We start from the raw sequence: 12,024 nt of genomic DNA on the forward strand, positions 1-12,024 counted from the left end.
TTCAGCACGGCAACCTACGCTCGTTCACTTTTACACCGCACCTCGGACGCGACCATCGTGGACTCGAGGTCTGGTTCACGGTATGTGCCAACCGGGCCTGCTCCTGGGACCTGTACGCGGTGTTCTGGACCATCACCGGATTTGGGTCATCCGATGGCTTCGAATACTTCGTGAGCTGGCTGATCAGCCGCGGCCGTGATGCCTTCGAGAAGGTCGCCGACTGTCCTGATCGGATCCTTGAGCTGCCTGAAGTACAGCGCCTCTTCGAGTTGTCGAAGAACTTCTCTCACGAGAGGACGACCTGGTCCCGGGATGGCAAGTTCCGCCTGAAGCTGGTCACTTGTATCCGGCGAGAAGTATGGCCGCGTGAGGACGACCCCGAGTTCGAGTCCTTCGCCTACGTCACCTTCGAGCCCTACAGACGGGCAACCGGCCTAGGACCGGACAGCTTGGGCGATGCCGTTCGAGCACGAGGCATCCACAGTAAGTTCCCCTTTCTGACCTACCACGCGGAGCCCGACGACGAGGAGTGGGATTTCGGAGACGAGGCAGAGTTCATTCGTCGTCTTCCACGACTCGCAAGGCACTACGGCCTTGCTCAATGAGCCCTGGCAGAACAAAGCGGACCACGCCGTTGGCTGGTCCGCTTGATATGGGGAATGCGTCGAGCGCTAGGCAAGCTCCTGAGTCTCGATCCTGGTTGCCCGAGGCTGGAACAGCCGGTCATCGATGGCCTTGCGGGCGCGGTCGTGAGAGCCGGGCATCATGTGAGCCTAGACGCGCAGGGTGAAGCCGGGATCGGCGTGCCCGAGGTACTCGGCGAGTTCTTTGACCGAGACCCCGCCAGCGAGCATGACGCTCGCATAGTAATGACGAAGCTGGTGCAGCCCTTCCTTACGGGTGGTGACGAAGCGAACGCGCTGGCGTCAGTCCTTATCGGGACCGGGAATCACGCCGGCCTTTACGAGGGCGGGCTTCCACATGGTTTCGCTGTAGCTCCTGGCCCTGATGAAGCGATCGTCCGTCCAGCGGAACAGCAGGTTGTGTGTGCGGAGTCTGCCATCAAGCTTCTCCCAGGGAAGGGAGCAGGCCAGCGGGGGATAAGCCGACACGTGCCGCTTGATGGCCTCAGCGGCCCAGTTTGGCAGCGGTACGACTCGCTCACGGTCGTTCTTCGGCAGGGCGAAGACGTGGTCGGCTCCCAGCTTCTTGATCTGCCGTCGTACGCGAACAAGGCACTCCTCGAAGTCGATGTCTTCGAGGGCCAGGCCGAACAACTCCCCCTGCCGTAGTCCGCACGCGGCTCCGAGCATCGGAAGCAGGCGGAAGAAGGTGGGGTGAGCGTCGATCAGAGCATGGACCCGTTCGTCTGACCACGCCGTGATCTCCTCGGCGGTGCGCTTTGGCACCTGGACGATCGGCGACTTGGCGGGACTGCGCTTGATCGCCTCGTCGGCGACGGCCAGGTCGAGGATGCCTTGGAGAACCAGAAAGGCCGTCTGTACGGTCGAGGTCTCGAAGCGGCTGCTCAGGTCACTGATCCACGCCTGGATCTGCGACGGCTTGATGCTCTTCACCTGGCGCTTGGCGAAGCTCGGCGTGACGTGGAGGCGGTGGATGTACTCGTACCGGATCTTGGTCGATGGGTCGACGATACGGCCAGCGTTCGGCGAGGTCACCGAAGAGCACCTTGCCGGCGTTCGGGTCGATGTAGTCGCCGCGCGCGATGTCGGCGCCCATGGTGGCGATCTTGGGTTCGGCGTCGGCCTTGCGGTCGTACGCGGTCGAGCGCTCGTTACCGTCGGGGTCCACCCAGACGGCGAGCCAGCGCTTGCCCTTGCCATGGCGTGCGGTCTTGACCTTCTGCGGCTTGCCGTCCGGGGTTCGGACTGTCTTGGTCCAGAGGTCCTTGACGAAGGCCACGGGCTACTCCTGGTCCTGGACCCAGGACATGACGTCCTCAGGCACGTAGCGGAGGTGTCGGCCGATCTTGCGGCCTCTCGGGCCCGTCCGGTGGTGTCGCCACTGGTAGAGCGTCGCGATTGGCACACCGAGGAAGGCGGACACGTCTTCGACCGTCCAGAGCCTGTCTAGGGCGTTCATCGATAACCTCCCTCGATCGCTGCGGCAAGGATCGCGTCACCGAGGGACAGTCCTTGTCCGGCGTACTGCCAGTGAGCGACCACAAGGACGGTGTCCTCGTCGAAGAGCGGGAGCCGTCCGGTGGTGACCTGTTCGGTGCGCATGTGTTCTTCTCGGGCTGCTCGGAGGGCGCCGAGGGTGGTGGAGTAGTGGCGGCTTTTGGTGGAGAAGTGGCCGCGGAAGCCGAGCATGTGGGCCCAGTGCGTAAGCCGGAGGTCGGCCAGGCCGGGGTGTTCGCCGAGGCGCATGCATGCGGCGATGAGGCGGCGGGCGTGGTCGCGGATGGGTAGGGCGTCGAGGTTGTCGAGGGGTTGGATGCGGCGGTCCAGGGTGCCGACGCATTCGGCGGCTTTGGTGGCGTATTTGGCGATGTAGGCGGCGACGGCTTGTTCGGTGAGGTCGCCGTTCATGGTGATGCGGCGGACGTCGAGCTGGGTTCCCCATTGGAAGGTGCGGTTGAGCGGTTTGACCTCTGCGGTGACGGCGGCTGCTGCGTGCTGGACGGCTTGTTCCAGGGCGTCGGCGGTGGCCCAGGCTGGTGGTGGTGAGTTGGGTCCGTCGGGTCCGTCGAGGCGGATGACGGCGTGGAAGTGGACGACGCCGCGGCGCTGGTATTCGGCGACCTTGGCGAAGGCGATGGTGACGTGTTCGCGTAGGGCTTTGACGGTCAAGCCGTTGAGCCTGGCGAAGCGGCGGCGCAGGGCGAGGGTGAAGCGGCGCCACAGTTCGGGGCTGATGGCGTTGAACAGGACCGAGCCGTCGTAGTCGTAGCAGTCGGGGCACAGCGGTTCGCCGAGGCGCGGGTCGTCGGCGCTGTGCCGCTCAGTGCAGGACATGACCTGTCCGTGCGGGCAGGTCTGGGCGTCGCGGCGGGCGTGGCAGGGCAGGACCCTGCCGGTCTTCTCCCGCCGGACATGCACCGCGCCGAAGGAGGGCGCAGTGAGGGTGACGAACAGGCAGGGATGTGAGCTGACGGTCTCGGGCACGCCCTTGCCGCCGATGAGGCCGGCGCGGACGAGTTGGTAGGTGTCGGCGCGGTAGACCTCGGCGCAGGCCGGGCAGCGGGTGACCCGGCGGGTCTTGCACGGCACGCGCAGCACGCCGTTGGGTTCCTGGGTGGTGCTGTAGCGGTGCAGGAGGTGGCCGGTGGCCTGGTCGTAGTGTTCGACCTTGCCGCGCAGGTGGATGGGCTGTCGGCAGCCGCCGGTGCGCTTGATCTGGTTGGCCCAGCGGTCGTAGTCGGGTTGGTTGAGCCGGTGGATCATTCCAGCCACGGCGTGGCTGTGGGCAAGGTGGGGCAAGATGGGTTCCGTCCTATCCGGTGACTCTGGTGTGGATGGCCCCCGGCCTGGCGCGGATCTTGGCGGATGTGTGGCCAGGCGGGGGGCGCTGCGCGTTATGCGCCGTGGTTGTCGATGCCGCTGCCGTCGCAGTCGGCGCAGGTCTGGTCGTCGGTGAGGCCGGTGCCGTTGCAGGTGCAGCAGCGGTAGCGGACGACAGGTATGGCGTCCATGGTCATCGGTCCTTCTGTGGACTGTCGGGCGTGACGCAGCCGCGGTAGCTGTCGTGGGCGGCGTGCCGGGCACGGGATTCGGCCAGGATCGCCACAGCTCGGTACTGGATCGGGCCGAAGAACAGCGAAGTCGTGTAGTGGGTGTTCTCGCTGTCGATGCGGCTGCCGAGCAGGGCGGCCAAGCGGTCGATCTCGGCACACATCTCGGCGTCCTGGGCGTCGGGCACGAAGTGGTGAACGATCGTGCTACGAGGTGTCGGGATGTCGGGATGGGCTTCGAGCAGGTCGGCCAGGGCGCGTAGTCCAGCGACGAACGCGGGCCGCGGGTGGATGGTGGACATCGAGGGCGTTCCTTTCACTGGGCCTGTGCGGGCTGTAGAAGGTAGAGCAGGTCGGCAGCGAGTTGGTCGGACACGCCCAGACGGGCGCGGTTGAGGTCTGCGGTGATCGGCCCGCCCTGCTTGGCGTGGTGCTCGTCGGCGACGTGGCGGGCGTAGTCCACGAGGGCCGGATCAGGTGCGGGAGCGTCGTGCTGGCGATCGACCTCGTCAGCCGGGGCCAGCGCAGGACGGTCAGCGCGCGGGACGTTGTGGGACTCTGCGGAGACGGCATGGGACGTCTGTGCGGTTGGTGAGGACGTCTCCGGGACGTCCTGCAGCGAGTTGGTACGGGTGGTGGTGCGGCGTTCGAGCATGGAGACCGCGACGAGGAAGGCGCCGGCCGGGGTGGCGGCGGTGATCCAGCCCCAGACGGTCGGTGTGGCTTGGGCGAGGTTGGCGGCCAGGGACAGGATGGTGCCTCCGGTCAGGACCAGGACGGGCCAGGAGACCAGCCCTCGTTGGGTTCGGCCGGTCTTCTTGTCGCGTTGGCGTTCGCGGGCGGCCATGACGCAGGTCAGGTCGATGCAGATGGCGATGGCCCAGGACATCCAGCCGGTCTGGCCGTGCTGGCTGGCGGTGTCGCGGATGTGGGTGAAGGAGCCTGCTCCTGCGATGAGGGCCAGGACCAGGACAGGGCCGGTGTTGAGCAGCCAGGCGGCGATGTGGCGCATCTCGACCCCCTTTCCGGTGTCGGTTCAGGCCGTCTGCTGGTCGGCTGTGTCCACGGGCTGAGCGGTCATCACTTCGGCCCAGGTCGGTGCTTGGTCGGCGTAGGTGCGGGCGGCGTGTTCGGCGGTGTGCTCGCTGACGTAGAAGGAGCGGGCCCGGTACCACTGGCCGTCCTGACTGGCGACGATCGCGACGCCCGGTGTTTCAGCGGCGATGGTGCGAGCGGAGTCGAGCGCGGCCGGGTCGAGGTCGCCGAGCGTCATAGTGGCGGTCTCGGGGTCGTTGACCCGGTGGCAGATCCGTCCCGAGCACTGGGCTCGCAGCGCCGTGACGCCGGGGCCGAGGTCGGAGCCGATCCGCTGACCGCAGCAGAGGTAGATACCGAACGCTCGCCCGAGCTGGGCCACCCGCAGCAGGGCCGTGGAGGTCTTGGCGATCTCTTCCTTCTCACTCTTGTCGGCCATCAGGTACAGCTCAGCCAGCTCGTCCACCAGGACCACGATCGGGATCGGGCGCATGGTGGGCGGGAGCTGCCAGATGTTGCGGGCCGTGACCATCCGGCACATGCCCATCCGGTCGGTCATGAGCGCCACCAGGTCGTCCAGCAGTCCACCGCACTCGGCTCGTGTGGTGGCCAGCGCGGACAGCCGGGGCGCGTACGGGGTGAACTCGACGCCGCCCTTGAGGTCGACGCCGACCAGGGCGACCGGTTGCGGGGCCAGGCCGACGATGAGTGCGTTGGCCAGGTTGGACTTGCCGGACTGGGTGGCTCCCGCGTTGATGTAGTGCGGCACGGTACGGAAGTCGATGACCCACGGTTGGCCGGTCTCCAGCCGTCCCACGGTGACCTTGAGCAGTTCGGTGGACGGCGGCAGCTCATCGACCTTGACCAGCGGGTCACGGATGGTGGCGGCCAGACGTACCTGGCCGGGCTTGTCGGAGGAGACGCGCACGGCGTGCACGCCCCAGGAGTGGGCCAGGCGTTCGGCGACGTCGGCGTAGTCGGCCGGGATCTGTCCTTCCAGGGTGTGCAGGGTGACCCGCCAGCCGTAGCGGGTCGGCAGCGGCAGCCACATGAATGGTTTGGTGTCCACGGCGATGCGCTGCCATTTGCGCCGGACGCGGACGACGCCGGTTGAGGCAATCAGGCCGGGGACGGTGGTGAACCAGAAGCGCTGACGCTTCTTGGTGAGGTTGCAGCCGAGGGCGACCTTGCGCCAGGACGCTCGGATGCTGATGGCCGTGATCGGGAAGCGGATGAAGAGCCAGAAGGAGCGGTAGTGCCAGCGGTGCCAGGCCCAGAGCCCGGCCGCGACGGCGGCCAGGACTCCGAGCATCCACCAGAGTTGGTCAGACACTGGCGGTCTCCTGCTGCGGGACCAGGGCGGTGGCGCGGTAGGAGATGCCCCAGCGTCCGGCGATCTCCCAGATGTAGCCGAGCAGGCCGACCGCGTGGACGGCGTCGCCGGCCTTGATGGGCGGCTCTCCGGTGATGCCGATCTTGACGAGTTCGATCCGGCCGAACTCGTCTTCGACGGAGATGGTGACCTCGTAGACGGTGTTGCCGTTCTTGTCGGTCTTGATCTCTCCGGTGTCGCGGTTGAGCACGCGAGGGCGCGGGGCCGGGCGTGCGGCCTCTCCGGGCCGGTCCCGCCCGGCCACCCCGCCGCACCAACGAGCGCAGGCAGAACGACGTGCAGGACGTTCACCGACGCCATGCGAGAGGCGGACTCCCGGACTGAGCTGATGAGGCCAAGGCATGCCTCCGGCGGGAGCACTCCGGCACCGAGGTGATCGCCACACGGCCCTGAACGTAGAGGGGTGGCTGGGGGCTGATCACCTCGCACACCATCGACTCAGGCAAGCCCAGCAGGCCGGCTCCTCCGTATCAAGCCCGGCTCTGACCGTAGGACAACGCATGATCGAGGAACGGCGACCGGCGAACGTACACGCGAAGCCGCGCTTGACACTCCGTCCCCGGCCCACTGCCGCTACGCGGTGAGTCGACGGCGTACGAGGTGATCAGGTGGACGGGAGCTGCTGGGAGCAGCACTGCTTGCAATGGTCACTGATAATGGCCTTCCGGAAGAACTTGTCCGCAATCTACTTGCCTCTCAGATAATCAAGGCGTTGTTGCTTTAGGCGCTCGATATCCCAAATGAATCGAGCCACGGGTTCCTCGATCCCCTCCAAGGGCCGCTCGATCTCTGCGAAGGCGCGAAGTGCATCGTGTGCTACGGGGATGGCCCGCAATGAGCGGGCGCCTGAGAACCAGCTCTCGATGACTTCCTCCGTAATCGGCAGCGGACGAGTCCAGAAGTCGTCCGCTGGTTCGGCATGGAAGTCCTCAAGCTTCTCAGGCGCCTGTTGCACTAACCTCAATGTAGCCCAGCGAGTGATCCCAGGAGGAACGCTCGCGCCAATCTCATCCAAGTCCCGAACGAGATTGTCCAGTCTGGCGATGAGGTGTTCAGATAGAGCCTTCGCGATTCCGTAGTTATCGAGCCTGAGTTGGTCAAGAAGTCGGTCCGCAACGTGGTGCGCGATCGTCTGAGTGTCGAACGAATGCGCTGGCCAGCGGGACACTGGTAGGTCTCCGTCCAAAACTTCTAAAATTCCGGAGGGGGCTTCTCTGATCTCGCTGATAAGTTGCCGCTCACTTTTAATCAGGTGGCAGCACAGGAAGAAAAGAATCTGTACCGCAGGTCCAAGTATATCCGCACGAATGGTGTCGCGATGATAAGCAGCATTGCGGTAGCGATGCAAAATCTTCAGGCACTCGCCGTACTCGATTGCAAGTGCGTGCTGCTCATCCCTGAAGACGTAGTCCACGAGTGCATCAAAGTTGCGGTCAATTTGCTTTTTCTGCTTGTTTGAGAGGGTCCTGGCGTCGATCTGTGCCTTGAGTTTCTGGCCCTCTTCGTCGTCGGGCTCGACGCTCCGCAGACTGTAGGCCATATTGCTATACATCTCCGCCTCGAGCATGTTCGCGCCCGCCGTGCGCCTTAGAGATATCTCAGCGGCATTGTCCAGCAGCAGGAGGGCGAGTCGTCCGTGCGGGATATCGCCCCACGCTGCAAGGCGCTTCGCTTCCCATAGCTGCACGACCGTTCGTTCCAACTCATCCATAGACGATGCCAATGATTTCACCTCCAGTTACTTGTTTTGCGGCAGGGCCCATGTATCAGAACGGCAGACTTTCGGTCTCTTCGGCGCTGGGGGCGCTATGCTTCGGAAGAAGAAGCTCCAGTGGGGCTCCAAGTGCTTGGAATATGTCAACCGCACCTTCTAGAACGATGAACGCCCGTCGAAGGTCTTCTTTCAGATGTAGCTCTGATATCTCTCCGCAATCCCCATCCCATGCTATATCTCCGGGATTCCGAGCATCTTCGAGTCTCGGAGCGAACTCCCAAGGCACCTGGATGGTGTTTCCCTGTATTTCCATCAGTAAGACAATGACTGGCTCTCGTCGAGCGTCTGGTCCTGGTGAGCTATAGCCAATGTGCACAATCGCGTGAACCAATTGATTACGACGAGCCAATAGCCAGCTTATCTGTGCACAAGCATTGTGGAGCTCATTGGCTTTCCCTGTTGATGTGGCAACGGCGCGAATGATCTCCAGCACCCGACTTGCTGGTAGCTTTTTCGCCTTAGTCGCTGAGGCGGGGAGCCACTCAGGGCAATGCTCAACAATCAGTCGGAGTAGTGTATGCAAGAGATCTTCAATTTCTGCAGTCTGAGCCATAAACATGCCTCGAAGCTCGTGAATTCTACGTGCTTCCATGCTCGCATTGACGCGATCGTGCAGATCGTCCGAGTAGTCCGCATGTTCGTGAGCTGCTCTCAGGTCGTGCACTCCCCGCCAGGAGCGAACTGTCAATTCAGGCCACATGGCGTCTCCTGTTCCTCTTCGGCTGCCCCCCAGTATCATTGCCGATGACCGACGATCCGCGCGATCAGATTTATGTCGATCTTGCACTGGCTCGAAGTGATCCTTCGTGGGGGCACATTCGGAGTTGGTAGGTACGAGGCAGCAAGGGCGCCCTAGAGTGACTAACTGGGTGACCATCGAGGTGTACTGCCGCGGACGTTCGCGAACTTCTGAATACTGAGTGTCCAGGTAGGGCGGCACAACCGGCCTCGCTGTGATCCGCAGCAAGTGGCTTCGCATCGAAGTAGCGGTAGACAATGGCCGCTGTCGATCATGTAGCGAGAGAGGCAGGCTATGCGCGGACGGCGCTACTTACGATGGTGGCTGGCTGGGCTGGCGACGTGCGTCCTGAGTTTCCTGTCGTTGTGGCTGCAAGCGTTCGTTGCCAGTGATGCAGGCGGCGTGGCATGTGGCGGACCGTTGTCGCTCAGTCCGTCCGAGATGCAGTCCGGTCTCGAACGGAAGTGGGAGCGCCTGCGCGAGCCCGTGACATCCACGTTTGGGCAGGTTTTGGTCCTCAACGCTCTGCCCTCTGTGAGCGCTCTGCTATCAGGCGCGTTCGCCGCTTGGGCGGGTCGGCGGCTCAGTTCGGCGGTGGGGGCGCTGGCTGTTTCGGTCACGCTGGTAGTCGCGCTTGACTGGGTGTTCCTCGCGCTCTCGTACTTCAGGCTGCTCAACTGCGCGGGCTGGGATGGACAGCTTCCGTGGCTGCTGTGGCAGCTTCTCCCAGCGTTTGGCTACAGCAGTGCTGCTGTTTTGCTGGCCGTGGGAGTCGTGGCCCGTTGGAGGTCGGCGCGGGCCGGAGAACCGGTGGCTGCGGCCTCGGGGACAGGCTCCTGATCCAGATGCGGTGATCTTGGTAACGCGGGTGCTAACAACAAACGTGGACGATCATGGATAGCCGTGGACCTTCGGACCGGTCACAGCGCCGTCTGAGCTGGGGTAACAGAGCACTGTGGACAGCAGCGGACGATCGTGTTCTCACTCGTAATAAAGGGATCTCGGGTTCGAATCCCCAAAGGCGGCTCCCGGGCGAATGGTGGCGACCCCCGTGGGAGGTGTCCAAGAACGCTCAGCTCGCTTGAGGACCATTTGGTGGATCGGGAATAGTGACGAGCTTTCCCTCACTATCTACGACCTCGGCGTCCGCGGCGGGGATCACTTCGACCCGAAGGATTTCCCACGGCGAGGGTTCGGCTTGAGTCGGTCCGCCTGTCAGCAACATGTGGCGTACCCATGCACCGACCAGGTAGCCGCTTTCGGCGAGGCGGCTAGCGTTCCCCGTGGTGATCGGCGTCAGGAGACGCGGTCGCGGAAAGCTGGGATCTGGGACAAGGCGAACGGGACCGCCATCAGGATTGCCCAGGCGCGCGATCCACTCGCGATGCGACTTCTTGATCTCGTGCAGGCGTTCAACGGTGAACGTCGAGACCTGGTCGTCGACCTGCTTGTGGTGCTCGCTGCACAACAGCAGAAGGTTTGAGTGGTGGTCTACGAGCTCCTCGCCCAAGCCGCCGGCTCTCGGCCCGGAAGCCCCGCGAGCGACGATGTGGCACTCTTCGCCGAAGATCGATGGATCGTCTGTCTCGCTACCTGGAGTCAGGACCTGGCGTCGACAGATCGCGCAACGCCCGCCCGACTCCACCCAGATGATCTTCCGGGCCCGCTCCGAGATCGCCATGGGAAGAGCCTAAATTTCGCCGCCGCGCAGCGCGGTGCGATGGCAAGATTGTCCGAGATTTCTAGCGTGCCAGCCAACTCTTTGTCAGGCCCAGCCTTCGGAGGGCCTGCGAGATCTCCCACCTGCTTCTAGCGCGGAATGCAGCAACGCACACTCGCGACCGCTCCGCACACCATCACACGCCTGACCAGCGCACAAGGCGCCGCGTTGCGGCCGCTGTACCGATGCACATCCTCGGTAACCATCCCACTCTCCGCGGTGACGTCTGGCACAGTGCTCTCCCTCTGAAGGGGCGTGGCCCGAACCTTAGATCCTTCCTTCCTTTCGTTGGTTGCACTTGAAGGCAGGAGCCGGATCCTGATCCCTAGAGAGCATCCGGAAAGCAGGTTGCACGCGCATGATCACGCCATAGATCCTTGAGGTATGCGCGTGGACGTAGGCGAGGAGATGCATGGCAGTCCGGTGATCGCCATTTGGCACCGCACCGTCGGATGGGCAAGCAGGGAGCTCGCCGCCTTGGATCCAAACACGGTGAGCCACCTCAAGGTGCGATCGGGTGAGCACCTTGCCGCGATCCTGATCTCTTCATTCATGTACAGGATGCCGATCGAGGTGGATGTCGACGGCGGCGTTGACCTGCTCTACAGTCTTGCCGACCTGGAGCAGGATGGCTTTCGCGAACTGTTTCCGGAAGGCATGGATCGGGCTGCATTCGAAATCAAGTCTCTGGGCAGCGGCTATCGCACGATGGACAGCACGATTGACAGGGTCAGTGCGCGCGGTGGGAATCCTGCCGGGCTCAGCATTTCTGTTGAGGTCAAAGCCGCTGCGGACATCCTGGCCGAGGCGGACGTGCTTCTGAGGCGAGCGTGCGATGGCCTAGCGACGAAGACGGACGAAGCCTCCTCCCAAAATGCCTTCCTCGTCATCCATCCATTCGATAACTTCGCCCTGGAAACGTATGAGCATCAGGTGATCGGCCCTTTCCTGCCAGACATGAGAAGTTACGACGGGCTCGATTCAATCTGGGTTCTCTGGGTTCCCGACCACCTAAGTGTCTGGTCTAAGCGGCTGGGCGGGTGGACTGACCTGATTTTCACTGCGGCTAATCCAGATGAGGATCACGAGCCACGCTTGTCTGTGCTGCAAGATGCCGAAGCTGTGTTTCTTGAAGCCATCGATTACCGCAAGGGATCGCCCTACAATTTCGGATTCAACGCATAGGCGATAAGTCGGCGTCGTCTACATGCGGATTGCACGGAAGTCGATGCCGTCGGTGGCACCTCCAACTACCCCGCAGCACACCTGCGGAGCCCAATAACAGATGTGCGAACCGGAGCGCCAGCCAGTCTCACCGTGAACGTCATCAGGCTCCAGCTGTTCCCTGACAGGACGTGGGCTTACGGCGGACGGGCCAGCGGCATACGGTGCCATCGACGGTGATGAGCGGCGGACCCTACTTCGGGATCGCCATGAGCAACTTTCTGTCGCTGTTCCGTCCCTGTTCCGTGGGGTGGCCGAGAACGGCGAGAAACGACGAGAGTCAGTCGCAGCAGCAGCCCCAGGTCATGCTCATGATCGACAGATTTCCGCTGGTGGCTGTGTGGTGCACCGGAGATCACCCAGATCTACGAGGGCACCAACCAGATCCAGCGCATGGTCATGGCCCGGCAGCTCCTCAAGTAGGCCCGGGGGGAAAGCACGGTCA

Annotated in this window: 13 protein-coding genes; 2 read left to right on the forward strand and 11 right to left on the reverse strand. The window is 63.5% G+C overall.

The window, feature by feature from the left end; genetic code table 11:
* The coding region (locus ABFX54_RS06865) for a DUF4240 domain-containing protein (RefSeq protein WP_346102374.1) at positions 1 to 605 on the forward strand (605 nt) is incomplete at its 5' end.
* Between the two features lie 321 nt (positions 606 to 926).
* Here the strand turns inward: ABFX54_RS06865 and ABFX54_RS06870 are convergent.
* The 11 genes from ABFX54_RS06870 to ABFX54_RS06920 form a co-directional block, all read right to left on the reverse strand.
* Positions 927 to 1,634: a tyrosine-type recombinase/integrase gene (locus ABFX54_RS06870; protein ID WP_428834505.1), complete on the reverse strand. Its 708-nt coding sequence runs from the start codon at positions 1,632 to 1,634 to the stop codon at positions 927 to 929.
* Positions 1,534 to 1,923, reverse strand: coding sequence for a hypothetical protein (locus tag ABFX54_RS06875; RefSeq protein ID WP_346102378.1), 390 nt, complete (start codon positions 1,921 to 1,923; stop codon positions 1,534 to 1,536). Before ABFX54_RS06875 ends, ABFX54_RS06870 begins: the two co-directional genes overlap by 101 nt.
* 3 nt (positions 1,924 to 1,926) lie before the next feature.
* Positions 1,927 to 2,103, reverse strand: coding sequence for a helix-turn-helix transcriptional regulator (locus tag ABFX54_RS06880; protein ID WP_090930191.1), 177 nt, complete (start codon positions 2,101 to 2,103; stop codon positions 1,927 to 1,929).
* Positions 2,100 to 3,407 carry a replication initiator gene (locus ABFX54_RS06885; protein ID WP_346102629.1) on the reverse strand — a complete coding sequence of 436 codons (1,308 nt, stop codon included), beginning with the start codon at positions 3,405 to 3,407 and terminating at the stop codon, positions 2,100 to 2,102. Before ABFX54_RS06885 ends, ABFX54_RS06880 begins: the two co-directional genes overlap by 4 nt.
* A 250-nt stretch (positions 3,408 to 3,657) precedes the next feature.
* Positions 3,658 to 3,996 carry a hypothetical protein gene (locus tag ABFX54_RS06890; RefSeq protein ID WP_346102379.1) on the reverse strand — a complete coding sequence of 113 codons (339 nt, stop codon included), beginning with the start codon at positions 3,994 to 3,996 and terminating at the stop codon, positions 3,658 to 3,660.
* A gap of 14 nt (positions 3,997 to 4,010) precedes the next feature.
* Positions 4,011 to 4,706: a DUF2637 domain-containing protein gene (locus ABFX54_RS06895; RefSeq protein WP_346102381.1), complete on the reverse strand. Its 696-nt coding sequence runs from the start codon at positions 4,704 to 4,706 to the stop codon at positions 4,011 to 4,013.
* Between the two features lie 24 nt (positions 4,707 to 4,730).
* Positions 4,731 to 6,062, reverse strand: a complete 1,332-nt coding sequence (locus ABFX54_RS06900) for an FtsK/SpoIIIE domain-containing protein (protein WP_346102383.1) — start codon at positions 6,060 to 6,062, stop codon at positions 4,731 to 4,733.
* Entirely contained in the window at positions 6,055 to 6,366 is a 312-nt protein-coding gene (locus ABFX54_RS06905) for an SCO3933 family regulatory protein (RefSeq protein WP_487047318.1), read from the reverse strand. Before ABFX54_RS06905 ends, ABFX54_RS06900 begins: the two co-directional genes overlap by 8 nt.
* 441 nt (positions 6,367 to 6,807) lie before the next feature.
* A complete protein-coding gene (locus tag ABFX54_RS06910) occupies positions 6,808 to 7,833 on the reverse strand; it encodes a hypothetical protein (protein WP_346102387.1) in 1,026 nt (341 codons plus the stop codon).
* A 55-nt stretch (positions 7,834 to 7,888) separates the two neighbouring features.
* The gene (locus tag ABFX54_RS06915) at positions 7,889 to 8,596 is read right to left on the reverse strand and encodes a hypothetical protein (protein ID WP_346102389.1); all 708 of its coding nucleotides are present in this window, start codon (positions 8,594 to 8,596) and stop codon (positions 7,889 to 7,891) included.
* Between the two features lie 1,111 nt (positions 8,597 to 9,707).
* Entirely contained in the window at positions 9,708 to 10,316 is a 609-nt protein-coding gene (locus ABFX54_RS06920) for an HNH endonuclease (protein ID WP_346102391.1), read from the reverse strand.
* Between the two features lie 423 nt (positions 10,317 to 10,739).
* Here ABFX54_RS06920 and ABFX54_RS06925 point away from each other — a divergent pair, with 423 nt between their 5' ends.
* Positions 10,740 to 11,540, forward strand: a complete 801-nt coding sequence (locus tag ABFX54_RS06925) for a hypothetical protein (protein ID WP_346102393.1) — start codon at positions 10,740 to 10,742, stop codon at positions 11,538 to 11,540.
* Positions 11,541 to 12,024 lie beyond the last annotated feature (484 nt).

The organism is Nonomuraea maheshkhaliensis (assembly GCF_039529435.1).
GTDB classification, from domain to species: domain Bacteria; phylum Actinomycetota; class Actinomycetes; order Streptosporangiales; family Streptosporangiaceae; genus Nonomuraea; species Nonomuraea maheshkhaliensis.